At 56.0% G+C, this 24,511-nt stretch carries 23 protein-coding genes; 20 read left to right on the forward strand and 3 right to left on the reverse strand.

The features are described from left to right. The first annotated feature begins 458 nt into the window (after positions 1–458). The 14 genes from tviB (at position 459) to N430_RS26535 (ending at position 17,609) form a co-directional block, all read left to right on the forward strand. On the forward strand, positions 459–1,736 hold the full coding sequence (gene tviB / locus N430_RS26470) for a Vi polysaccharide biosynthesis UDP-N-acetylglucosamine C-6 dehydrogenase TviB (RefSeq protein WP_110639730.1): 1,278 nt from the start codon (positions 459–461) through the stop codon (positions 1,734–1,736). Between the two features lie 57 nt (positions 1,737–1,793). Continuing rightward, on the forward strand, positions 1,794–2,825 hold the full coding sequence (locus N430_RS26475) for an NAD-dependent epimerase/dehydratase family protein (protein ID WP_110639744.1): 1,032 nt from the start codon (positions 1,794–1,796) through the stop codon (positions 2,823–2,825). 300 nt (positions 2,826–3,125) lie between these two features. Next, positions 3,126–5,096 (forward strand): asparagine synthase (glutamine-hydrolyzing), encoded by a 1,971-nt coding sequence (asnB, locus tag N430_RS26480; RefSeq protein ID WP_110639729.1) that lies wholly within the window; start codon positions 3,126–3,128, stop codon positions 5,094–5,096. Continuing rightward, entirely contained in the window at positions 5,093–6,220 is a 1,128-nt protein-coding gene (locus tag N430_RS26485; protein WP_110639728.1) for a glycosyltransferase family 1 protein, read from the forward strand. The genes asnB and N430_RS26485 overlap by 4 nt, the downstream gene beginning before the upstream one ends. Beyond that, positions 6,210–7,463, forward strand: a complete 1,254-nt coding sequence (locus tag N430_RS26490; RefSeq protein ID WP_371922802.1) for a glycosyltransferase family 4 protein — start codon at positions 6,210–6,212, stop codon at positions 7,461–7,463. Before N430_RS26485 ends, N430_RS26490 begins: the two co-directional genes overlap by 11 nt. Positions 7,464–7,465: 2 nt before the next feature. Further along, positions 7,466–8,323, forward strand: coding sequence for an SDR family oxidoreductase (locus N430_RS26495; RefSeq protein ID WP_110639727.1), 858 nt, complete (start codon positions 7,466–7,468; stop codon positions 8,321–8,323). A gap of 87 nt (positions 8,324–8,410) precedes the next feature. After that, complete coding sequence (locus N430_RS26500; protein ID WP_110639726.1) at positions 8,411–9,421, forward strand: nucleoside-diphosphate sugar epimerase/dehydratase; 1,011 nt, start codon at positions 8,411–8,413, stop codon at positions 9,419–9,421. Continuing rightward, complete coding sequence (wecB, locus tag N430_RS26505; protein WP_110639725.1) at positions 9,414–10,541, forward strand: non-hydrolyzing UDP-N-acetylglucosamine 2-epimerase; 1,128 nt, start codon at positions 9,414–9,416, stop codon at positions 10,539–10,541. The genes N430_RS26500 and wecB overlap by 8 nt, the downstream gene beginning before the upstream one ends. 9 nt (positions 10,542–10,550) lie before the next feature. Next, positions 10,551–11,519, forward strand: coding sequence for an SDR family oxidoreductase (locus tag N430_RS26510; protein WP_110639724.1), 969 nt, complete (start codon positions 10,551–10,553; stop codon positions 11,517–11,519). Beyond that, entirely contained in the window at positions 11,516–12,535 is a 1,020-nt protein-coding gene (locus N430_RS26515; RefSeq protein WP_110639723.1) for a glycosyltransferase family 4 protein, read from the forward strand. The genes N430_RS26510 and N430_RS26515 overlap by 4 nt, the downstream gene beginning before the upstream one ends. Positions 12,536–12,585: 50 nt before the next feature. Then, positions 12,586–14,583 (forward strand): nucleoside-diphosphate sugar epimerase/dehydratase, encoded by a 1,998-nt coding sequence (locus N430_RS26520; RefSeq protein ID WP_110639722.1) that lies wholly within the window; start codon positions 12,586–12,588, stop codon positions 14,581–14,583. Between the two features lie 534 nt (positions 14,584–15,117). Continuing rightward, positions 15,118–16,200, forward strand: coding sequence for a dTDP-glucose 4,6-dehydratase (gene rfbB, locus N430_RS26525; RefSeq protein WP_110639721.1), 1,083 nt, complete (start codon positions 15,118–15,120; stop codon positions 16,198–16,200). Beyond that, entirely contained in the window at positions 16,197–17,090 is an 894-nt protein-coding gene (gene rfbA / locus N430_RS26530; RefSeq protein ID WP_110639720.1) for a glucose-1-phosphate thymidylyltransferase RfbA, read from the forward strand. Before rfbB ends, rfbA begins: the two co-directional genes overlap by 4 nt. 186 nt (positions 17,091–17,276) lie before the next feature. Then, entirely contained in the window at positions 17,277–17,609 is a 333-nt protein-coding gene (locus N430_RS26535) for a ComEA family DNA-binding protein (RefSeq protein ID WP_110639719.1), read from the forward strand. A gap of 51 nt (positions 17,610–17,660) precedes the next feature. Here N430_RS26535 and N430_RS26540 read toward each other — a convergent pair whose 3' ends face one another. Continuing rightward, complete coding sequence (locus N430_RS26540) at positions 17,661–17,828, reverse strand: DUF2897 family protein (RefSeq protein WP_003252762.1); 168 nt, start codon at positions 17,826–17,828, stop codon at positions 17,661–17,663. A gap of 183 nt (positions 17,829–18,011) precedes the next feature. Here N430_RS26540 and pyrF point away from each other — a divergent pair, with 183 nt between their 5' ends. The 3 genes from pyrF to N430_RS26555 all read left to right on the forward strand — a co-directional run bounded on the left by pyrF (position 18,012) and on the right by N430_RS26555 (position 19,725). Further along, positions 18,012–18,713, forward strand: coding sequence for an orotidine-5'-phosphate decarboxylase (pyrF, locus tag N430_RS26545; RefSeq protein ID WP_060508910.1), 702 nt, complete (start codon positions 18,012–18,014; stop codon positions 18,711–18,713). Positions 18,714–19,140: 427 nt separating this feature from the next. Continuing rightward, positions 19,141–19,422, forward strand: a complete 282-nt coding sequence (locus tag N430_RS26550; RefSeq protein ID WP_110639718.1) for a hypothetical protein — start codon at positions 19,141–19,143, stop codon at positions 19,420–19,422. A 39-nt stretch (positions 19,423–19,461) separates the two neighbouring features. After that, complete coding sequence (locus N430_RS26555; protein WP_110639717.1) at positions 19,462–19,725, forward strand: DUF3077 domain-containing protein; 264 nt, start codon at positions 19,462–19,464, stop codon at positions 19,723–19,725. 75 nt (positions 19,726–19,800) lie between these two features. On the opposite strand, the gene kdsA is transcribed toward N430_RS26555, so the two are convergent. Both kdsA and N430_RS26565 read right to left on the reverse strand, forming a co-directional pair. Then, on the reverse strand, positions 19,801–20,643 hold the full coding sequence (gene kdsA, locus N430_RS26560; protein ID WP_110639716.1) for a 3-deoxy-8-phosphooctulonate synthase: 843 nt from the start codon (positions 20,641–20,643) through the stop codon (positions 19,801–19,803). A gap of 57 nt (positions 20,644–20,700) precedes the next feature. Then, positions 20,701–21,702, reverse strand: a complete 1,002-nt coding sequence (locus tag N430_RS26565; protein WP_110639715.1) for an NADP-dependent oxidoreductase — start codon at positions 21,700–21,702, stop codon at positions 20,701–20,703. Positions 21,703–21,874: 172 nt separating this feature from the next. Here N430_RS26565 and N430_RS26570 point away from each other — a divergent pair, with 172 nt between their 5' ends. The 3 genes from N430_RS26570 (at position 21,875) to N430_RS26580 (ending at position 24,510) form a co-directional block, all read left to right on the forward strand. Continuing rightward, positions 21,875–22,636, forward strand: a complete 762-nt coding sequence (locus N430_RS26570; protein ID WP_110639714.1) for an SDR family oxidoreductase — start codon at positions 21,875–21,877, stop codon at positions 22,634–22,636. A gap of 99 nt (positions 22,637–22,735) precedes the next feature. Further along, a complete protein-coding gene (locus tag N430_RS26575; protein WP_371922803.1) occupies positions 22,736–23,575 on the forward strand; it encodes a lipopolysaccharide biosynthesis protein in 840 nt (279 codons plus the stop codon). After that, entirely contained in the window at positions 23,557–24,510 is a 954-nt protein-coding gene (locus N430_RS26580; RefSeq protein WP_110639713.1) for a hypothetical protein, read from the forward strand. The genes N430_RS26575 and N430_RS26580 overlap by 19 nt, the downstream gene beginning before the upstream one ends. Position 24,511: the final 1 nt, after the last annotated feature.

A 24,511-nucleotide genomic window follows, 5' to 3' on the forward strand; every position in this document is an offset into this window, starting at 1 on the left:
GGGTGGTCAGGGGAGCTCGGGAATGCGGCACAGGCTCCGATGAGGTTGGCGAGCCTGTGGTCAAGTCATTGATTGATTCAGAATATTCCCATAGCTGATGCAGGCCTGTAGGTTCCAGTCTCGAGTCCAGTCTGTTCCTGCTTCGAGGTCGGTCATGAAGGTTTTCATGTTGCGTCAGGAATGCGACAATCAGCCCTTTGGTTTCCAGCTGCTGGTCTGTGACACGAGAGCTGCTTATCGGTAGCAGCGGATGCGGATTGGGTGTAGGGTGAGGCGCCCGGGCTTGGTCGGTAGATCTCAGGGCAGAGGCTGTGTGCATGGAATAATCTTAATGCGGGGAGTCCATCGGTTTTCCAAGCGGTGAAGGTGAGCTTTCAGTAGTGGAACTCGATGGATTGAGTGCATTGTAGCTGTCTCGTACCAAGATGAGTGTACGTTATTAACTTCTGGAAATAAAAATGCTCGAACTGAATAATATCAAGCTCGCTGTGATCGGTCTGGGTTATGTGGGCCTACCATTGGCTGTAGAGTTTGGCAAGCGCCGCTCCGTCGTGGGGTTTGATATCAACCTTTCCCGTATTGAGGCGTTGAGAGCGGGGCATGATGCCACTTTAGAAGTTGATGATGCAGAGCTCAACAGTTCCACGTATCTGTCGTATAGTGCCGATGCAGCGGATTTGGAATCTTGCAATGTTTATATCGTTACTGTGCCTACGCCCATTGATGAGTATAAGCGTCCAGACTTAACACCTTTGATCAAGGCTTCGGAGTTGATCGGGAAGGTCTTGAAGCGAGGCGATATAGTCATTTATGAATCGACTGTATATCCAGGTGCTACCGAAGAGGACTGTGTTCCTGTGCTGGAGCGCAATTCTGGCTTGAAATTCAATGTCGACTTCTTCGCTGGCTATAGTCCCGAAAGGATCAACCCTGGGGATAAAGAACATCGAGTAACTACAATCAAGAAAGTGACCGCCGGTTCAACTCCAGAGGCGGCGGATCTTGTGGACTCCTTGTATCGGGAGATCATTCTCGCTGGGACGCATAAGGCAAGCTCGATCAAGGTGGCTGAAGCTGCCAAAGTAATTGAGAATACCCAGCGTGATGTGAATATTGCCCTTATCAATGAGCTTGCGTTGATTTTCAACAAAATGGACATTGATACTGAAGCTGTACTGCAAGCGGCGGGTACTAAATGGAATTTCTTGCCATTCCGCCCCGGATTGGTCGGGGGTCATTGCATTGGCGTGGACCCCTATTACTTGACGCACAAGGCCCAGAGCATCGGCTATCATCCGGAAATCATTTTGGCTGGCCGTCGTCTTAATGATGGTATGGGTGCATATGTTGTTGCCCAACTCGTCAAGGCCATGCTTAAGCGTCGAATTCATGTGGATGGTTCCAAGGTGCTGATTATGGGACTCACGTTTAAAGAAAACTGCCCAGATCTGCGCAACACCAGAATTGTTGATATTGTCAAGGAGTTGGCTGAATACAATATCGTCGCTGATGTTTACGATCCATGGGTCAGCGCGTCTGAAGCTGAGCATGAGTATGGGATTACTCCGGTGCTTTCTCCAAAGAATGACGCGTATGACGGGATTATTCTGGCGGTAGCTCATGATCAATTCAAGGCCATGGGGGGCGAGAAAATACGAGCGTATGGCAAGGCTGAGCACGTACTCTACGACCTCAAGTATCTGCTTTCCGCTGATGAATCCGACTTGCGTTTGTAAGGCTTTTGTGTGCGCTGCTATTGACAGCTCAGAATACCCTCTTGCGTGGCAGTTATGATGAATAAATACGAAGTTGAAACCCACAAGCTGCAAAGTGAACCTAAGAAGTGGCTCGTAACAGGTGTCGCGGGCTTCATCGGTTCGAATTTGCTGGAAGCATTGCTGAAGTTGAACCAGCACGTTGTAGGGCTTGATAACTTTGCTACCGGACACCGGCGTAACCTCGAAGAGGTCAAGGATGCTGTTTCGCCGGAGCAATGGATGCGCTTTTCCTTCATAGAAGGCGATATTCGCAACCTTGATGACTGCCGAACTGCCTGCGCCGGCGCCGATTTTGTTCTGCATCAGGCCGCGCTGGGTTCGGTGCCTCGCTCGATCGCCGATCCTATTACGACGAACATGGCGAATATTGATGGCTTTCTCAATATGCTTGTGGCAGCGCGTGACGCCAACGTCAAAAGCTTCACTTACGCGGCTAGCAGCTCAACCTATGGTGATCATCCAGGATTGCCCAAGGTGGAGGATATTATCGGCAAGCCTCTATCCCCGTATGCGGTAACCAAGTACGTGAATGAGCTGTATGCTGAAGTTTTTGCGCGGGTCTACGGCTTCACTACAATTGGGCTGCGTTATTTTAATGTTTTTGGAAAGCGGCAAGATCCGGATGGTGCATATGCTGCGGTCATTCCCAAGTGGACCGCCGCAATGATTAATGGTGACGATGTCTTCGTCAACGGTGATGGTGAAACTAGTCGAGATTTTTGCTTCATCGAAAATGTGATTCAAGCCAACTTGTTGGCGGCGGTGGCTGAAAATGATGAGGCAAGAAATCAGGTCTATAATGTGGCTGTAAGCGGGCGCACCGACCTTAATCAGTTATTCAAAGCCATCAAAAAGCATCTTTCGACTAATGGTGTGATTTACAGTAAAGATCCTGTTTATAGGGATTTTCGAGCTGGCGATGTGCGCCACTCGCAAGCCGATATTGCCAAAGCTCGACAGTTACTTGGTTATCTGCCGACGTTTGATATTGATCAAGGTATCTCGAAGGCGATGCCATGGTATGTTTCATTTTTTGGCGAACGGTGAGTGTTCGCTGAAGATGCCTCACTGTTGTGAGTTCGGTACAGGATAAGCTGCATGACACTTGCGCCGCGCGAAACAGGATTGGAAGCCTTATTGATGTTGCCGAGCAAGGTGCAGACCTGGCCTTCCTTGTTTCGTTTAGATCGGCCGTTAATCGGCAGTATTTTTCTCAGCCTGCCATGCACCTGAGCGCTGAGCAGATGTGCACCTGAGGGTCTCAGGCGCGCGGCTGTAGTACTAAATGTAAGCAATGGCCCCGCATGCGGGGCCATTGCAGCAGGAATCTGAGAGGTCGTAAATATCATGTGTGGTTTCGCGGGATTGATATCACCATACACAGAGAATCTGACTGAGCGCGTAGAGAATATGCTTACGCCGCTCTTCCATCGAGGGCCCGATGATCAAGGAACCTGGATTGATGCGTCGATGGGTCTTGCGCTCGGCCACAGGCGGCTGGCGATTGTTGATCTGTCAGTCCACGGTCACCAGCCAATGCACTCGAGTAGCGGGCGGTACGTCATCATTTTCAATGGTGAGATCTACAATTTCGCTGCCTTGCGCAAAGATATTGTTTCCGCGGGAAGTTGCGTTGATTGGCGTGGTCATTCGGACACGGAAGTATTGTTGGCAGCCTTCGAATTGTGGGGGATCGAAGGCGCGCTCCAGCGCGCCGTCGGTATGTTCGCGATCGCCGTATGGGATAGACAGACCCAGCTGTTGACATTGGCGAGAGACCGGATTGGTGAAAAACCTCTCTATTATGGGCGTGTCAACAACGAGTTCTATTTTGCGTCGGAATTGAAGGCGATCAGAACTCAGTGTGCCCAGCAACTCGAGATTGATCGCAACGTGCTCGCCGAATATATGCGATTTGGCTACATTCCAGCACCCTATTCGATCTATCAGAACGTTTTCAAGCTGGAGCCCGGTCACCTGATTGAAGTTTCGGCGCAGGGATTGACAGGGGAGTCTCGAGCATTTTGGCGGCTGGATGACCATGTTGCCAGTGAGGCGCGAGCTGCGCTAGAGCAGTCGAGTGACGATGAAGTCCTTTCGCAGGTACATGATAGGCTCGCAACAGCCGTTGGGCTCCAGTCCTTCTCTGACGTCCCGGTGGGGGCATTTTTGTCGGGCGGTGTCGACTCGAGTCTGGTCGTTTCATTGATGCAGGCCCAAAGTTCGAGTCGGGTGCGCACGTTCACTATCGGCTTCGAAGAAGAAGCCTTCAATGAGGCACCTTATGCGCGTGACGTAGCCGTTCACCTAGGCACTGATCACACCGAGATGTACGTCAAGGCACTGGACGCCGCTGCCCTGATTCCATCGTTGCCTAAAATTTACGACGAGCCGTTCGCTGATTCCTCGCAAATCCCCACGACGCTGGTGTCCAAGCTGACGCGAGAGCATGTGACAGTAGCGTTGACAGGTGATGGTGGCGATGAACTGTTCGCGGGCTATCCTCGATATCCGATCACTGCTGCACTTTGGAACAAAGTCAGAAAGGTACCCATGCCTCTGCGGCGTATAGCTGCCTCTGTGCTCACAATGCCGTCGGCCTCGGCTTGGGACAAGGTTACTGGCATGCTACCTGATCAATATCAGAGTTCGGTCAATGGGCGTAGGGTCAATCGCCTAGGTCACCTCATGAAGTCTCGCAGCCTGGGGGAAATGTACATCCGTCTGATGTCCCACTGGCAGCCTGAGGAAAATTTGGTCATCGGCGGCCGCTGCACCGGATTCGATGATTTTCCCACGTTGGATAATGGTGGGATCGCTGCCATGAGGCGCTGGGATGTCAATCAGTACTTGCCTGACGATCTATTGGTGAAAGTGGATAGGGCGACGATGCATTCGAGCCTTGAATCAAGGGCGCCACTTCTGGATCACCGCGTTGCCGAGTTGGCATTCTGTCTTCCGGAACGTTTTTTGGTGCGTGAGAACGTCGGCAAGTGGGCATTGCGTAAGGTCTTGGATCGCTATGTGCCCAGGCACCTGATCGAAAGGCCCAAAGCGGGCTTCTCAATTCCGCTTGGGGAGTGGTTGCGTGGTCCTCTCAGGGAGTGGGCTGAAGATCTGCTCGAACCGTCGAGATTAGCCAGTGAGGGTTATCTGGATGGCAATAAGGTCAGCAAGATGTGGAACGAGCACTTGCTAGGCAAATTTGATCGAAGCGTGAATATCTGGAATGTGCTGATGTTTCAGGCTTGGCTCAGGGAAATACAGCCCTCTCGGCATACCATGGCAATTGGTGTTAGCAAGGAAGTAATCAATTGAAGATTGTTATTAATGCCTTCTCTGCGAGGTTGGGGGGCGGGCAGACGTATTTGATTAACCTTCTCAAGCATATCCCGCTTGACGAGGGCCTGAGCATTCTCGTGTTGGCACCAGATGATCTGCAGTTGCCGTCGCATCCTGCGATCAGTCGTTATGCTCCCCGTTATTCGTTGAATAACCCGATCTTACGTACGGTGTGGGAAAAGTTTTTGCTGCCTGGTTACCTGCGTAAAGTTAAGGCCGATGTCCTGTTTTGTCCTGGGGGGGTGGTTGCCACTCAGGCTCCGACTGGATGCAAAGTTGTAACCATGTTTCGAAACATGATTCCGTTCGATAAGCGTGTACTCAGCTATTTGCCATTTGGCCTGCAGCGTATTCGTAGTTGGCTACTGTACCACACAATGCTACGCAGCATGTCGCGAGCGGATCTCACTATATTTATTTCAGATTTCGCACGTGGAGTAATCGAAAAGCTCGCGAATATTCCAAATCCTGTGACCATTCCACACGGTATTGGCGAAGCGTTCAGGACTTTTGATAAGCAATTGGCCCGTCCAGGCCGTTTGCCGACAGAGTCCTACATGCTGTATGTGTCCCGTTTCGATGTGTACAAGCACCACTATGAAGTTGTGAGCGCTTATGCCAAATTGCCGGTGGAATTACGTGAGCGTTATCACTTGGTTCTGATCGGGGAATCGGACATGCCGGGTGCGGAGCGCGTGCATGAGCTTATCAATGACTTGGATTTGGGGGGGCGAGTAATCATTCTCGGGGCTGTGCCATACGCCGAGCTTCCATCCTACTATCATCATGCAGAGTTGGCGTTGTTCGCTTCCTCGTGTGAAAATTGCCCGAATATCATGCTGGAGGCGCTGGGTGCAGGGCGGCCGGTACTATCCTCCAATGTCATGCCCATGCCGGAATTCGGCGCTCAGGCGGCGGCATATTTTTCACCGTTCGACGCTGATGATATCAGTCGGGTCATGAACACCGTGCTGTCGGATCGAAATTATTCTCAACAGCTCGCTGATGCTGCAGCGAGCCAGTGTCAGAAATTTGATTGGGCTAAGACGTCGGAATCAACTTGGGCAGAAATTTTCAAGTTGGTGGCACATGCAAAATAGCCAGCACGACCGACCGCTGAAGGTGTTGATACTCAGTCAGTACTTCTGGCCGGAGTCATTTATCATCAATGATATTGTCAGGCTGTTGCACGAGCAGGGCCATGAGGTAGTGGTCGCGACGGGAAAGCCGAATTATCCAGAGGGAAAATTTTTCTCGGGCTACCAATTCCGAGGCGTGCAACATGAACGTTACCTTGGAAAAGTTGATGTATTCCGGGTGCCTCTGTGGGCACGGGGGCAGGGTGGTGCAAAGAACCTCGCGCTTAACTATCTATCGTTTGCCTTCATTGGCTTGTTTGCTTTCCCGTTCCTGTTGCGAAAACGCAAGTTTGATGCCATTTTCGTATTTGCCCCTTCGCCTTTGACGCAGGTGATTCCGGCCATTTTTCTCAAGTATGTCAAGCGTGCGCCGCTGACGGTTTGGGTGCAGGATTTATGGCCTGAAAGCCTGGCAGCAACTGGCTATATCAAGAGCCCGCTGGCACTGAAAGTGGCAGGGTGCTTTGTCAGAGGGATCTACGCCTTCTGTGACAAACTGTTCGTACAATCCAAGGCATTTTTCGATCCCGTCGCGCGCTACGCGCGCCGTGACAAGATCGTCTGGTATCCCAACAGCATCGATGCAACTGTGGTTCCTCCTTCTGCCCAGCTGCCCGATGAGTTGCTGCAGATGCTGGATGATCATTTTTGTGTTGTCTTCGCTGGTAATCTCGGCACAGCCCAAGCGCTAGACACGGTCGTAGATGCAGCAATTCAGCTTCGCGATGACCCGCAGATACGCCTGGTGATGGTGGGAAGCGGTAGCAGGTTGAATTGGTTGAAGGAACAGAAAGCGGCTCATAGGTTGGACAACTTGATTTTGCCAGGTCGTTTTCCCATGGACACGATGCCACAGGTTTTCGAGCGGGCAGGCGCTTTGCTTGTTACTCTCAATGCTGATGAAATCTTCACGCAGACGATTCCCAGCAAGGTCCAGGCTTATCTGGCTGCGGGTCGACCTATTGTCGCTTGTTTGGATGGTGAAGGTGCGCGCGTGGTGGACGAGGCTAGGGCTGGCTTGAGCACGCCTGCCGAGCAGGCTGAGCCTTTGGCACAAACCATTCGAAGAATGAAGTCAATCGGCAAGGATGAGCGTGAGAGAATGGGGCGTGATGGGCGAGCCTATTTCGACGCTCATTTCGACATGCGTCATCAGGTTGAGTCTCTGGTAAAAATGCTTAAGATGTCCGGTGGACGGGAGTAATTATGCGGGTTTTAGTTCTTGGCGTGACCGGTATGCTGGGCAATGCGGTATTCAGGGTTTTCGACAACGACGATAACCATGAGGTGTGGGGGACGCTGCGCAGTGCTTCAGGTCTGAACAGCTTCAAGCAGTGCAGCCATGGCCGGCTGTTAACCGGGGTCGATGTGCTTGATCTGCAGGCATTGATCGCGGTGCTCGACCGCGTACGGCCAGACGTCGTGATCAACTGTGTCGGGCTTATCAAACAGTTGGCCGACGCTAAGGACCCGCTGACTGCATTGCCTATTAATTCCATGCTGCCTCACCATCTTGCCCGGCTGTGCTCGCTTGCCAATGCGCGGCTCATTCAAGTCAGTACGGACTGCGTGTTCTCTGGACGCAAAGGCAATTACTTGGAGAGCGATACCTCGGACGCAGAGGATCTGTACGGGAAGTCGAAGTACATCGGTGAACTGCATGACGAGCCGCATGCGATCACATTGCGTACGTCAATCATTGGCCATGAGCTGAACTCCAATCAGTCGTTGGTCGATTGGTTCTTGTCGCAAGACGGTACGGTGAAGGGTTTCTCTAAAGCTATTTTTTCGGGCCTGCCGACCGTCGAGCTCGCTCGCGTCATGAAAGATTATGTATTACCTCAGCCGTCACTGAGCGGGTTGTACCACGTAGCAGCGCAGCCGATTTCAAAGCTGGACCTGCTAAATCTGGTAGCTGCCCAATACGGGAAAGATATACACATTACTCCAGATGAAAATTTGATAATCGACCGTTCGCTGGACGGTACGCTTTTCCGTGAAGCTACGGGTTACCAGGCTCCGGCTTGGCCCGAGCTGGTTCGAATCATGTGGGAAGGACGCTAGGTAACGGTCTTTTTTTGCTTGGATGCTGCTGTGTTCGAACTGATTGCGTATCGGTGGCATGGCTCTTGTTAATTGGAAAATTCGAATATGTTTGATAATAAAGTCTTGATGATCACTGGCGGTACCGGCTCCTTCGGCAATGCCGTGCTGAAGCGTTTTCTCGATACAAATGTTCGAGAAATTCGCATTTTTAGCCGCGATGAAAAGAAGCAGGAAGACATGCGCATTGCGTTCGCCAATGAAAAACTCAAGTTTTATATTGGCGATGTTCGTAACTATGACAGCCTCACACAGGCGATGGTCGGTGTCGATTACATTTTCCACGCAGCAGCCCTCAAGCAGGTTCCTTCTTGCGAGTTCTACCCGATGGAGGCGGTGCGTACCAACGTTCTCGGTACTGAGAATGTGCTTAACGCCGCCGTTGCCTGCGGTGTGCAACGTGTAGTCGTATTGTCTACTGACAAGGCTGTTTACCCGATCAATGCCATGGGGATTTCCAAGGCTATGTCGGAGAAATTGATGGTGGCTAAGTCGCGTATGATCCCAGCAGGTGGAACCGTTATCTGTGCTACGCGTTATGGCAATGTCATGGCGTCGCGCGGTTCGGTGATTCCGTTGTTCATCGAGCAGATGCGTACTGGCGAGCCCTTGACACTCACGGACCCCAACATGACGCGATTCCTCATGTCGTTGGAAGACTCTGTAGACCTGGTATTACATGCCTTCGAGCATGGCCAGCAGGGCGATCTTTTCGTACAGAAGGCACCGGCGTCCACCGTAGGCGTACTGGCTCAGGCGCTCATCGAACTCTTCTCTCCCGAAAGCAAGTTGCGGGTCATCGGAACCCGGCACGGAGAGAAGCTTTACGAGTCTCTGGTATCGCGCGAAGAAATGGCGAAGGCAGAAGATATGGGGCGTTATTACCGAGTACCGGCCGATAACCGTGACCTGAACTACAAAAAATATTTTGTCGAGGGAGAGGAGAAAATCTCCGAACTGGATGACTATACCTCTCACAATACTGATCGCTTGGATGTAGAAGGTGTCAAGCAGTTGCTCCTGAAGCTCGATTACATCAAGGAGCAACTCAATGCTTAAGGTCATGACTCTGGTTGGTACCCGGCCGGAACTTATCAAGATGAGCCGAGTCATTGCCGAACTCGATCGCCAAGTCAAACATGTTCTGGTCCATTCGGGGCAGAACTACGACTACGAGTTAAATCAGGTTTTCTTTGACGATCTTGAAATCCGCAAGCCAGATCACTTCCTGGGGGCTGCGGGGGAAACTGCCGCGCAGACCATTGCTGAAGTTATTGCCAAGGCAGATGAGGTGTTCGAGCTTGAGAAGCCTGATGCGCTCCTGCTCTATGGCGATACAAATACCTGTCTTGCAGTGATCGCAGCCAAGCGACGCAAGATTCCGGTGTTCCATATGGAAGCGGGGAATCGTTGTTTTGATCAACGCGTGCCTGAGGAACTCAACCGCAAGGTCCTGGATCATTTGTCCGACATCAATATGGTATTAACCGAGCATGCTCGGCGTTACCTGATCGCCGAGGGCATCCGTCCGGAAACCATCATCAAGACGGGCTCGCACATGCATGAAGTGCTCGAACACTACATGCCAAAGATCAAGCGCTCTGATGTCTTGGAACGAAGCGGACTAGAAGCAGGAAAGTACTTCATCGTCAGCGCTCATCGCGAGGAAAACGTCGACAGTCCGGAAAATCTGCGTGATCTATTGGCGACGCTGCGCTCGCTGGTAAGTGAGTACGGCTATCCGGTAATTGTTTCTACGCATCCCCGCACTCGTAAGCGCTTGGAGAGTCTGGGTGAAAGTCTTGAAGATCCGCTTATCCGTTTTGTGAAGCCCTTCGGCTTGCTTGACTATATAAGTCTGCAGATGGCAGCGTTCTGTGTTCTCTCCGACAGCGGTACCATTACTGAAGAAGCCTCGTTGCTGAATCTGCCAGCTGTTACATTGCGTAATGCCCACGAACGGCCTGAAGGAATGGATGAGGGCACCTTGATCATGAGTGGATTGAAAGCGGATAGCGTGCTGGCTGCAGTGAAGGTGATCACTTCTCAGCACCAGGGTGAGTGTCGTTTGATTCCGGTCGTCCCAGACTACGAGGGCGGCCCAGTGTCCCATCAGGTGGTGCGTGTGGTGCTGAGCTACACCGATTACATCAATCGAACCGTGTGGCGGAAACACTGAGTGGACGGTATGACAGGGAGTGTTTTCCTCACAGGCGCGACTGGTTTTGTCGGGTCTGCGATAGCGCAGCGATTGCTTTTTGATGGCAGCGGATCCTTGACGTGTTCAGTGCGTAGCGACTCAGCGATACTGCCTACTTCGGCTCGTGCTGTGATTTGTCGTGATTTCAGCGTCAATGATGGCTGGCAGGACTCGCTTGCAGGTATCGATGTCGTCATCCACTCGGCGGCTCGTGTGCATGTAATGAACGATAGCGAATCTGATCCGTTGGCTGCATTTCGCAAGGTCAATGTGGATGGCACGCTCAATCTTGCGCGCCAAGCAGTCGCCGCCGGGGTACGACGGTTCATATTCATAAGCTCAATCAAGGTCAATGGCGAAGGAACCGAACCCGGGCACCCTTATCGAGCGGATGATGTTCCGGCACCTGGTGACCCATATGGCGTATCCAAAATGGAGGCCGAGCAGGGGCTGCGTGAGTTGGCTGCACAGACAGGCCTGGAGGTTGTCATCATCCGGCCGGTACTGGTCTACGGCCCTGGTGTGAAAGCGAACTTTATGGCCATGATGCGCTGGCTCGACAAGGGTGTACCTTTGCCATTCGGTGCGATTGACAACCGTCGTAGCCTGGTTGCCTTGGATAATCTTGTGGACCTGGTCGGTACCTGCGTGACGCACCCTGCGGCTGCCAATCAGACGTTTCTGGTCAGTGATGGAGAGGACTTGTCCACGACAGCACTGTTATGTCGCATGGCGCAGGCATTGGGCAAGTCTGCGCGGCTGTTACCGGTGCCGGCCTGGATGCTGCGCGCTGGCGCGTCGCTCCTTGGCAAGGGCGCATTGTCCCAACGTCTATGTGGGTCGCTGCAGGTCGACATCAGCAAGACTCGTGAATTGCTCGCTTGGCAACCTCCGGTTTCGGTCGACGTTGCTATGCGGGCTGCTGCCAAGCACTTCCAGGAAACCAACAAGAAATGATGCTTTTGTGGTCCCTTCCCGCCATATTGATAATGTCATTGCTGATGACGGCAGCTTTGCGACGGTACGCTATTGTCCGCAGTGTTATCGATATACCCAATGCGCGCAGCTCACATACAGTACCCACTCCACGAGGTGGTGGGGTCGCCATCGTCATTTCGTTCTTGTTAGCGCTTGTAGCCCTCATGATGACTGGCGTCGAGCACACGAGTACTCTGGTAGCGCTTGGTGGTGGCGGAAGCTTGATTGCAATAATCGGCTTCATGGACGATCACGGTCATATTGCCGCGCGGTGGCGGCTGCTAGGGCATTTTGCTGCCGCCGCTTGGATCCTTGTCTGGATGGGCGGACTTGCACCTTTGTCATTGTTCGGTTGGACGCTGGATCTGGGCTGGCTTGGCGGCATTTTCGCAGCTGTCTATCTGGTTTGGTTGCTCAATCTCTACAATTTCATGGACGGTATCGACGGCATCGCCAGTGTCGAGGCGATCTGCGCGTGCTTGAGTGCGGCACTACTGTATTGGCTTTCAGGGTTGAGCGGGGCGGCCATCCTGCCTTTGCTCATGGCTGCTGCGGTTGGTGGTTTCCTGTTCTGGAACTTCCCTCCCGCCAAAATTTTCATGGGTGATGCCGGTAGCGGCTTCATCGGGATCGTTTTGGGGGGGCTATCGTTGCATGCGGCCTGGGCATCACCTCCATTGTTCTGGTGTTGGCTGATACTGCTCGGGGTGTTCATCGTGGACGCTACCTATACGCTGGTCAGACGCTTGCTTCGTGGAGACAAGGTGTATGAAGCTCACCGTAGTCATGCCTATCAGTTCGCTTCACGCAAGTATGGCAAGCATTTGCCGGTCACACTGGCAGTTGCTGCGCTCAACCTTGGCTGGTTGCTGCCGGTTGCCATATGCGTGGTTCAGTTTGGCCTGGATGGTGTTTTAGGTGTACTCATTGCCTATGTGCCTTTGCTCATCTTGGCTGTTCGATATCGCGCAGGTGAGCTGGAAGTTCAGCGCTAGTTTTCGTTACAGCGATTCGCTTAGGTAACGTGGAAGCCTTCAGAGGAATTATGGATAAGGTGCGTATAAAACTGCTTGCTCTGCCTCGGCGGCATAAAAGGCTGTTGCAGGTCATGACTGATATCGTGCTGATATGGTTTGCCTTGTGGCTGGCTTTCGCCGTGCGCTTGGGTATCGACGAGATGGCCAATCCGATCATCGATCACTCCTGGCTGTTTATCAGCGCTCCCCTGGTCGCGATCCCACTGTTCATTCGTTTTGGCCTCTATCGCGCCGTGATGCGCTACTTCGGTAACGACGCGCTGATTGCAATCATCAAATCGGTCACGCTCTCGGCCCTGATTCTCGGTTTCATCATTTATTGGTCGAGCAACCATCAGAATGTGGTACCGCGCTCGATTACCTTCAACTACTGGTGGTTAAGCCTGATCATGGTTGGTGGTCTGCGCTTGGCCATGCGCCAGTATTTTCTTGGCGACTGGTTCACCGCAGCGGTGCAGCACGTGCCGTTCGCTAGCCGTGACGATGGCCTGCCTAAAGTCGCTGTTTATGGCGCTGGTGCGGCAGGGAATCAGTTGGTGGCCGCATTGCGCATGGATAAAGTCATGCGTCCGGTAGCCTTCATTGATGATGACGCTAGCCTGACCGACCGCGTGATTGCCGGCCTGCAGGTGTATCACCCGGATCAGCTGCAGCGGCTGATCGACGTAACGGGCGCTCAAGAAATTCTGCTGGCAATTCCATCGTCCACTCGCACGCGTCGCCGGGAGATCCTCAATTTCCTTGAAGGCTTCCCGCTACATGTACGGACGATCCCCGGATTCATGGATCTGGCCAGTGGCAGGGTCAAGGTCGATGATATTCGCGAAGTCGATATTGCCGATCTGCTTGGCCGCGATGCAGTCCCTGCACAGCCTGACCTGTTGCAGCGTTGCATTGTGGATCAGACAGTACTGGTGACGGGGGCAGGGGGCTCGATCGGTTCGGAACTGTGTCGGCAAATACTCGGCCAGGCGCCACGCACCTTGCTGTTGTTCGACCACAGTGAGTTCAACCTGTACAGCATCCTTTCGGAGCTGGAGCAGCGTATTGCTCGTGAGTCCCTGACCATTCGCCTGATCCCGATTCTCGGGTCAGTGAGAAACCAGGCCCAGCTGCTGGACATCATGAAGACCTGGCACGTCGATACGGTTTATCACGCTGCGGCTTATAAGCATGTGCCGATGGTCGAGCACAACATTGCTGAAGGTTTGCTCAACAATGTAATTGGTACCTTGCACACCGCCCAGGCTGCCTTGCAGGCTGGCGTGTCCAACTTCGTACTTATCTCCACCGACAAGGCCGTGCGGCCGACCAACGTGATGGGCAGCACCAAGCGCCTCGCCGAGATGACCCTGCAGGCACTCAGTCGAGAGCTGGCGCCTGTACTGTTCGGTGATGTCGGGAACGTTTCTCAGGTCAACAAGACCCGTTTCACCATGGTCCGCTTTGGCAACGTGCTGGGCTCGTCAGGTTCGGTGATTCCGCTGTTCCACAAGCAGCTGAAGTCTGGTGGCCCTCTCACAGTCACCCATCCTAAGATTACCCGCTACTTCATGACCATTCCTGAAGCTGCGCAGCTGGTCATCCAGGCGGGTTCGATGGGTAAAGGCGGGGATGTATTCGTACTGGACATGGGCGAGCCGGTACGCATCGTGGAACTCGCCGAAAAGATGATTCACCTGTCAGGTTTCAGCGTACGTTCCGAACGTAACCCAATGGGCGACATCGCCATCGAGTTCACCGGTTTGCGGCCGGGAGAAAAGCTGTATGAAGAGCTCCTGATAGGAGACAACGTGATTCCCACCCGGCATCCGATGATCATGAGTGCCAACGAAGACTTCATCCAGTGGGATGCACTCAAGGACGCGTTGACGCAGTTGTTGGATGCAGCCTCGCACGATGACTTTGTGCGGGTCCGCCAGTTGTTGCGTGAAACCGTGATTGGTTACGCCCCTGAGGGGGAGATTGTTGACTGGATCTACCAGCAGCGCCGGCTTGAACCTTAGGCCAACACGTATTCCACTTTGTCGTTGTGTAAAAAGCGCAGGCGCCGTGCCATGTCCCGAGCATCACTCGGTGAATGGCCTCGGGGCCTGGGCTGCTCTCAGCTGCAAGAAGGCATGAGATGACGAACTCGGGCGCCACCGGTACGTAGTACATATATGCACTGTACTGGTAGCTTGCTGGAATGATTGAGGGACGCAATAGGGCTTGATGCAGATGCTCTGAAAGATCAAAGGGGCGTCGCCAGCTTGCTAGATTGCCATACGGTCTTCACTGATCTGTTTGTCTTCCTCGAGTTGGCCCCATAGAAACGCTGCGATCAATTCGTCTGACATGAGCGAAAGCCCCACTTCCTGGCAGGCTTATTTGTCACCTAGTCACGTACGCAGCAGCTGTGACCGGTACCTTTTCATCGGATTATTTCTGCTCACCTTGGCCCTCAAGCCACGGTGTACCCTAGCCGATAACGCTTTCAATGATCTCGTTTACACTTACGGCATCCTTTCTACCGACCCGCATGAGATCGACCTGAACCCATGACTATCCTGGTTACCGGCGGCGCCGGCTTTATCGGTGCGAACTTCGTGCTGGATTGGATGAACCAATCGGGCGAAACCCTCATCAACCTCGACAAACTGACCTACGCCGGCAATCTGCAAAGCCTGGCCAGCCTGCAAGGCAATCCGCAGCATGTGTTCGTGCACGGGGATATCGGCGACGGTCCGCTGCTGCAGCGGCTACTGGCCGAGTATCAACCGCGTGCGGTGCTCAACTTTGCCGCCGAGTCGCATGTCGACCGCTCCATTTACGGTCCGCAGGCTTTCGTTGAAACCAATGTGGTTGGCACCTTCCAGTTGCTCGAAGCGGTACGCAGCTATTGGCAGGGGCTGGAAGGTACGGCGCAGGAATCGTTCCGGTTTCTGCATGTATCCACCGATGAGGTGTACGGCTCGCTCAAGGCCGATGATCCGGCGTTCACCGAAACCCATCAGTACCAGCCCAATAGCCCCTACTCGGCGAGCAAGGCGGCCAGCGATCATCTGGTGCGATCCTACCACCACACCTACGGCTTGCCCGTGCTGACCACCAATTGCTCGAACAACTACGGGCCACTGCACTTTCCGGAAAAGCTCATTCCGCTGATGATTGTCAACGCGCTGGCTGGCAAGGCGCTTCCGGTGTATGGCGATGGTCAGCAGATTCGCGACTGGCTTTACGTCAAGGACCATTGCAGCGCCATTCGCCGAGTGCTGGAAGCCGGCAGAGTGGGCGAGGTGTACAACGTCGGTGGCTGGAACGAGAAACCGAACCTGGAAATCGTCGAGCGCGTCTGCGCCCTGCTGGATGAGCTGCGCCCCCGCGCAGATGGCGAGCCCTATGCAGCGCAGATCAGCTATGTGGCCGACCGTCCGGGACATGATCGACGCTATGCCATCGATGCCCGCAAGCTCGAGCGCGAGCTGGGCTGGAAACCGAGTGAAACGTTCGAAACCGGTATTCGCAAGACAGTGCAGTGGTACCTGGACAATGCTGCGTGGGTCGAGGGCGTGCAGTCGGGCAGTTATCGGGAATGGGTAGAAAAGAACTACAGCTGCCGTTCAGGGAAGCACGACAAATGAGCACACTGAAGCAACGCAAAGGCATCATCCTTGCAGGCGGTTCTGGTACACGCCTGCACCCGGCCACTCTGGCAATTTCCAAGCAATTGCTGCCGGTGTACGACAAGCCGATGATCTACTACCCGCTGACTACGCTGATGCTGGCGGGCATTCGTGACATCCTGATCATCTCCACCCCGCAGGACACGCCTCGATTCGAGCAGCTGCTCGGTGATGGTCACAAGTGGGGCGTCAACATCACCTATGCCGTGCAACCGTCGCCCGATGGCTTGGCCCAGGCCTTCATCATCGGTGAGGACTTTATCGGTAACGACCTGTCGGCACTGGTATTGGGAGACAACATTTACTACGGCCATGATTTCCAGTCGCTGCTGCTCGATGCCATGGGCCGCAACGAGGGGGCCAGTGTCTTCGCCTACCATGTGACCGACCCAGAGCGTTACGGTGTGGTCGAGTTCGACAGCCGTGGCAAGGCCATCAGCCTGGAAGAGAAACCGCTCAAGCCTAAGTCCAACTACGCGGTCACAGGGTTGTACTTCTACGACAAGGACGTGATCGAGATGGCCAAGGGGCTCAAGCCTTCGCCTCGCGGCGAGCTGGAAATCACCGACCTCAACCGCCTGTACCTTGAGCGCGAGCAATTATCTGTCGAGGTGATGGGGCGGGGCTATGCCTGGTTGGATACCGGCACCCATGATTCGCTGCTCGAAGCCAGCGGCTTTATCGCCACCATCGAACGCCGGCAGGGGCTGAAGGTCGCTTGCCCTGAAGAGGTTGCCTACCGTCAGCGCTGGATCGACGCTGAGCAACTGGAGACGTTGGCCGCGCCGCTGATGAAGAACGGCTATGGTCAGTACCTGCAACGGGTGCTGCGCGACACAATCTTCTGACGATGAAGGGACTGTGCACGCCTGCCGTGGGATGTTTTACCTGGCGGGCGTGCAACATGCTGTGACGTCTAATCTGGTTACCATTCCCTTGCGACAAATGCTGGGACAATGGCCTGTGAGCCGCTAGCTTGAGTGGGCAGCCAAGGATCTTGCTGCTTTCAAACTCAACTCACAGGAGTGACCGTCATGCGTAATACCGTCCTCAATTACCTGCTGTTGCCGCTGTTTGCCGGCTTGTCCTTTTCACTCAGCGCCGCGCCTGCGACGGCCACCGCACTGAAGGAACCGGTGCCGATGGTCAGCCAGGTTCAAACACCGTCCAGCATGCTGAATCTGAACACAGCAGATGCGCCGACCTTGCAAAAGGAACTGAATGGCATCGGCAAAGCGAAGGCCGAAGCAATCGTGGCCTATCGGGACGCCAACGGGCCATTCGCTTCGGTAGATGAGCTGCTGGAGATCAAAGGGATTGGCAATGCGCTGCTGGAGCGTAATCGGGACAAGTTGGTAGTGGAATAGGGTAGCTGGCCGGGGCTGGCACTCGTCTGCCCCGGCGTCAAACTTTGCAAGTTACCGATCCTGCGCATCCTTGGCATCCGCCTCGGCATTGCGTTCATGCACCTTGCGCAGCTGTTCTTCCGTCAGCGGCAGCTTCTTCGCCGTATCGCGCAACATCATCAACCCGCCCACGATAGAGCCGAGGGCTATGATGAGTATCAGCCAGGCATACCAGGGCATTGTCGTTCTCCTATGCGCTTTGAAGGTTTCGCTTGTACAAATTTTGAGCGATGGCTTTATCCGTTGGTTCAATTATAGGAGGCGTACCCGCCTGGGCCAATTCTGATGGCGCCCTGGCCCCCAAGGCACGCTCACTTCGTTTACAATGCGCGCCGTTTACGAATTACCAAAGAGACCTTGACCATGTCCGCCTGCCAGACGCCCCTGATCGTCGCCCTGGATTTCCCAACCCGTGATGCCGCCCTCAAGCTGGCCGACCAGCTCGATCCTGCTCTGTGCCGGGTGAAGGTGGGCAAAGAGTTGTTCACCAGCAGCGCTGCCGGCATTGTCGAGACCCTGTGCGAAAAGGGCTTCGAGGTGTTCCTCGACCTCAAGTTCCACGATATCCCGAACACCACCGCCATGGCCGTGAAGGCTGCTGCAGAAATGGGTGTGTGGATGGTCAACGTCCACTGCTCCGGCGGCCTGCGCATGATGGCGGCCTGCCGTGAAGAGCTGGCCAAGCGCAGCGGCCCGCAGCCGTTGCTGATCGGCGTTACCGTGCTGACCAGCATGGAGCGTGAAGACCTGGCGGGTATTGGGCTGGACGTCGACCCGCAGGAGCAGGTGCTGCGCCTGGCTGCTCTGGCCGAAAAGGCTGGCATGGACGGGCTGGTGTGCTCGGCGCTGGAAGCTCCGGCGTTGAAGGCTGCACATCCTGGCCTGCAATTGGTGACCCCAGGCATTCGCCCGGCGGGTAGTGCGCTGGACGACCAGCGTCGCATTCTGACGCCGCGCCAGGCGCTGGACGCTGGTTCGGATTACCTGGTAATTGGCCGCCCGATCAGCAAAGCGGCGGACCCGGCCCAGGCGCTGGCCGCAGTGGTCGCTGAAATACGCGGCTAAACCGAATCAACGAAAAAGGGCTGCGATGCAGCCCTTTTTCGTTTTATGGGGTTTGAGGCTTCACGGGGGATGTAACGGAACGAACGCAGGTGAGTATGGCGCTTCCTACTGTATTTTCAGAAGGGTCCTACAAGTTGAGGCTGGCGGCATAATGTAGCTGGAAATATCCTACAAGCCCTGTCGACTCGCGTCTGATTGTTCCTGGAAACACTGCCCTTTAGGCTCTCCCAGGTCGCTGAAGTACAGCGATGCGGGTGTGGAAACCCGGATAATTACCTAGATTGCTGTCGTTATGGCAGCTGTGCGCGGGAGGCCTTCTGGCCTGCCGGGTTCCTGGGTGACCGGTTTTTCCACCCCGCGTACAGTTGCCGCCTCTTCGTGTGGAAAACGTTAGCGGTAACTCCTTCGTATCCACCTGGGAGCTGACATGAAAAAGATCGTCCCCGACCCACCCCATCATTTCGACCTACCCTCCGACAAGACCCTCACCAACGCCGTCAGCGAAGGCATCGTTCCCATCGATCACGTGGTGATGAACGTCACCCACTACCTGATGCTCGCCTACAACCATTGCCACCGAATCCTCGACGCCATCGAAGATGATCACACCCGTGAATCGTTGGTGAATGGGCTGCGCGCCATGCAGATTGCCTGGGGCCAGGCGGATGCGCTGTCACTGGCCCTGGAGCGGTCTACCAGCCTGCATTGAAGCCATAACAGGCAATCGAGAACTTCAGGAGAGGAATCGATGAGCACAGATGACACCCAATTCACTGTCGGCCAAACCACCTTCTTCCAAGGCGAACACCAGACCCATCCCCTGTTCCGCATCGAGCCAGGCATTCCCTGCCGGGATGCCCGCGAGCAGGCCTCGGAGTTGATGGGCTATGTAAGAGAGCTGACCATCATCGGCCTGAGGGATGAAAAGCCCATGATGATCTGGGCCTCGCACTACCTGAGTGCGATGGCCAAGGCACTGATGGATGATGCTGAGCTAGGCATGGCGCGATGAAGCCATAGATCAGCGGCTGAAAAAAGGGCCGGTATGCAGTGCATGCCGGCCCTTTTTGCATTGCGCGGGGTTGAATCAGGCAATAACCAGCGGCTGGAAGCCCTTGATCAGGTCATCCAGCGCCTTGATCTGCGCCAGGAACGGCTCCAGCTTGTCCAGCGGCAGTGCACTCGGCCCATCGCACTTGGCCTGGTCCGGGTTCGGGTGAGCCTCCAGGAACAACCCGGCCAGGCCAACCGCCATGCCAGCACGGGCCAGGTCGACCACCTGCTCGCGACGGCCACCGGAGGCGGCACCGGACGGATCACGGTTCTGCAGGGCGTGGGTCACGTCGAAGATGATCGGCAGGTTGTCGCAGGTGCGCTTCATCACGCCGAAACCGAGCATGTCCACGACCAGGTTGTCGTAGCCCATGCAGGTGCCACGGTCGCAAAGGATCAGCTGGTCGTTACCGGCTTCCTTGAACTTGTGCACGATGTTCTGCATCTGCGACGGGCTGAGGAACTGCGGCTTCTTGATGTTGACCGGCTTGCCGGTCTTGGCCAGGGCCACCACCAGGTCGGTCTGGCGGGCCAGGAACGCGGGAAGCTGCAGCACGTCGACCACTTCGGCCACCGGCGCGCACTGGTAGATCTCGTGTACGTCGGTGATGATCGGTACGCCGAACTCGGCCTTGACCTTCTCGAAGATGCGCAGGCCTTCTTCCATGCCCGGGCCACGGTAGGAGTGGATCGAGGAGCGGTTGGCCTTGTCGAAGCTGGCCTTGAACACGTAAGGGATGCCCAGTTTCTCGGTAACCCGAACGTACTCGGAGCAGGCGGTCAGGGCCAGGTCCTCGGACTCGAGCACGTTGATGCCGCCGAAGAGGACGAACGGGGCGGTGTTGGAGCACTCGATGGTGGGGGTGATCTTGATCATGGTCTACCTTGCAAATCCCAGTCACTGGTTTCAGTGGCGATAGCCAATCTTACAGACTCACACCTTCAACACCAACTTGCCGAAGTTCTCGCCGCTGAACAGCTTGAGCAGCGTCTCGGGGAACGTCTCCAGCCCGTCCACCACATCCTCCTTGCTCTTGACCTTGCCCGCGGCCAGCCAGCCGGCCATCTCCTGCGCGGCCTTGCCGTAGTCCTTGGCGTGGTCCATCACCACGAAGCCTTCCATGCGCGCGCGGTTCACCAGCAGCGCCAGGTAGTTGGCCGGGCCTTTGACGGCTTCCTTGTTGTTGTACTGGCTGATGGCGCCGCAGATGACGATGCGTGCCTTGAAGTTGATGCGGGTGAGCACGGCGTCGAGGATGTCGCCGCCGACGTTGTCGAAGTACACGTCGACGCCCTTGGGGCATTCGCGCTTCAGGCCGGCCAGCACGTCTTCGGCCTTGTAGTCGATCACGCCGTCGAAGCCCAGTTCGTCCTTGAGGTACTGGCACTTCTGCGCGCCACCGGCGATGCCGACCACATGGCAGCCCTTGAGCTTGGCGATCTGGCCGACGATGCTGCCCACCGCGCCAGCCGCGCCGGAGATGACCACGGTGTCGCCGGCCTTGGGCTGGCCAACTTCGAGCAGGGCGAAATAGGCGGTCATGCCGGTCATGCCCAGGGCCGAGAGGTAGCGGGGCAGTGGAGCGAGCCTGGGGTCGATCTTGTGCAGGCCCTGGGGCTCGCCAGTGAAGTAGTCCTGTACGCCGAGGGCGCCGCTGACATGGTCACCGGGCTTGTAGTCCGGGTGGTTGGAAGCGACCACTTCACCGACGCCGAGGGCGCGCATGACCTGGCCGAGAGCGACGGGTGGGATATATGACTTGCCTTCGTTCATCCAGCCGCGCATGGCCGGGTCCAGCGACAGGTACAGGTTGCGCACCTGGATCTGCCCGGCGGCGGGGGCTTCGGCGGGTACCGTCTCGAAAGTGAAGTCGTCACGGCGCACGGCGCCGACCGGGCGTTTGGCAAGCAGGAAGCGGCGGTTGGTCTGGGTCATGGCAGGTCCTTGTGGGCGATTAGGCACAGCAGTCAATTTAACTCGCTGATGCAGGTTGGTCCGCAAAATCACTGGTAAGCATGGTAGCCCAACCGCTGGCCTGATGATGCTGCCCAGCCGGGCGGTGGGCTGACTAGACTCTGTGCCCATCCATCACCCTCAGGAGCAGACGATGAGCATGACCTTTTCCGGCCAGGTAGCCCTGGTCACTGGCGGTGCGACAGGTATCGGCCGGGCGACGGCACTGGCTTTCGCCCGCGAGGGCCTGAAGGTGGTAGTGGCCGATCTCGACGCGGCCGGTGGCGAAGCCACGGTCGCCTTGATTCGCAATGCAGGCGGTGAAGCGCTGTTCGTGGCCTGTGACGTGACCCAGGACGCCCAAGTGCGCCAGTTGCATGAGCGCGCCATCGAGGCCTATGGCCGGCTGGACTACGCCTACAACAATGCTGGCATCGAGATCGAGCAGGGGCGCCTTGCCGAGGGCAGCGAGGCCGAATTCGACGCCATCATGGGCGTCAACGTCAAAGGCGTATGGCTGTGCATGAAATACCAGCTACCGTTGCTGCTGGCCCAGGGCGGCGGGGCGATCGTCAATACCGCTTCGGTAGCAGGCCTGGGCGCGGCACCGAAGATGAGCATCTACGCCGCCTCCAAGCATGCGGTGATTGGCCTGACCAAATCGGCGGCCATCGAGTATGCCAAGAAGGGCATCCGGGTGAATGCCGTGTGCCCGGCGGTGATCGATACCGACATGTTCCGCCGCGCCTATGAGGCAGACCCACGCAAGGCCGAGTTTGCCGCGGCGATGCACCCGGTTGGGCGTATAGGCAAGGTGGAGGAAATTGCCAGTGCGGTGCTGTACCTGTGCAGTGACGGGGCGGCGTTTACCACCGGGCACAGTTTGACGGTGGATGGTGGGGCCACCGCGATTTGAGCCGAGGTTGAAATACATCGCGGAACGTATTGACGCGGAACGTTAAGTTGTGTAAAGGCGAAATGTTTGTCGGCTGTCTATACTTTTGCTTCTCAGAATATGGGGGCAACAGTGGAAGCAGAAAGTGGCAACAAGCCAGCCCGGCATCCTTCGATCATGGACTTCGCGGCCTGTCGGGGGATTGCCGAGGGGCCCGTGTTCATCGTCGCGTCGGGCGCCTCGGCAAAGGGCTTCCCCATGCAGCGCTTCGCCAATGTGCCGATGATCACGCTCAACGGCGCGATCTCGATGTTCTCGGAACAGGGCCCGCGCCCATATTTCTACGTGTGTACCGACACCGGGTTTGCGCACCAGCAGCCTGAGCTTTATGCCAAGGCAGTGCGCCTCAGCCGGCGCCTGGCGATCTGGCCAAGTGAAGTTGGAGCACTGCCGGTATCGACCAAGGCGCAGGTCTTCCCGCTGGCCAAGGCGGCGCGTTCGCGCCTGTTCGACGCGCTGTTCAATGCCGATCCGGACGTTGTGCGCAGCCGTGCCTTCTGGGGCAACCGCGCGCGCTCTGTGGGCTTCAGCAAAGACCTTTCGCAAGGCTTTTTCGATGCCCGCACGGTGGCGTATGCCGCGCTGCAAATTGCCTGTCACCTGGGCTTCAATCAGGTTTTCCTGGTGGGTGTGGACCTCGATCAGTCAGTGGGGCGCTTTTATGAAACGCCTGGCCAGGCGGCTTCGCGCTGCCACCTGGACGAGGCCTATCAACGGCGTATTCTGCCTTCGTTAAAGCTGATGGCCGATCGAGTGGTCGACGAAGACTTTGCGGTCTACAACCTCTCCGCCACGTCGAAAATCCCGGCTTCGGTCATCCCGAAAATTTCCGTCGAACAGGCTCAGGCGATCATTCTTGGCAACGCTGCGCAGGCTTCACTGTGCAGTCACCCCGCGTGACGGTTTACTTCCTCGGTTGGCAGGCCCGCTACGAGCAGATCATGATCGAACACCTGGCGCAGTCGCACGCGGTGCGGGTGTTCCTGTTGCCTGTTTACGCACGCAGGGTCGTGCGCCTGGCGCGAGCGTTGGGTGGTGCATCGGCGTTGCTGAGGTGGCTGGGCAGGCGAGCGAGCGCCATAAACAAGGCCACTATCAACGACCTGCTGGTGTGCAACGAGGGCCAGCTCAAGCGTGGGCGCCAGTTGCATCTGGTGCAGGGCTTTCCCGGCCAGAGAGTGCTGCTGGTGCGCGACCTGGTCGATTCCGCTTTTGTCGAGCGCATGCGGCCGCTGTTCGATCGTATCTACAGCTATGACCCCTTGCAGTGCGAGCGCCTGGGGATGCTCCACCTGGAACAGTTTTTCCCATTCGATCCCGACAACGTCAGGCCGCCGACAGCGGAACAGGGCGCTGCAGGTCAGCGGCCGTTGTGCTTCTTCCTGGGGCGTGACAAAGGCCGTGCCCATCGCTTGCAGGCCTTGGCGCAAGAGCTGGGCGAGCTGGGCTGCGAGCTTGATTTCCTGATCGTCAAGGACGCTACCAGCGAGGCCCCGAGCAGCTACCACGTCGATTCGGTGCTGCCCTATGAGGCCAACCTGGCCAGGGCCATGGCCTGTGATGTGTTGGTGGAAATCAATCAGCCAGGCCAGGCCGGCCTGACCTTGCGGCCGCTGGAAGCTGCGTTCTTCGACAAGCAGCTGATCACCGATAACCGTCGGGTCAGGGACACGGCCTTCTACCATCCCGACCGCTTCTATGTACTGGGGGATGAGCAGCGCGAGCTACAGGCGTTCCTGGCCAGCAAGGCGCCAGTGGTGGCGCCGGATGCCCTGCGCAAACATACCCCGACGGGGTTGCTGGAGCGTATGTTGGAGGACGCTGTTCGGGGTTGAG

Origin of the sequence: Pseudomonas sp. CC120222-01a (genome assembly GCF_003097235.1) — a bacterium.
GTDB lineage: Bacteria > Pseudomonadota > Gammaproteobacteria > Pseudomonadales > Pseudomonadaceae > Aquipseudomonas.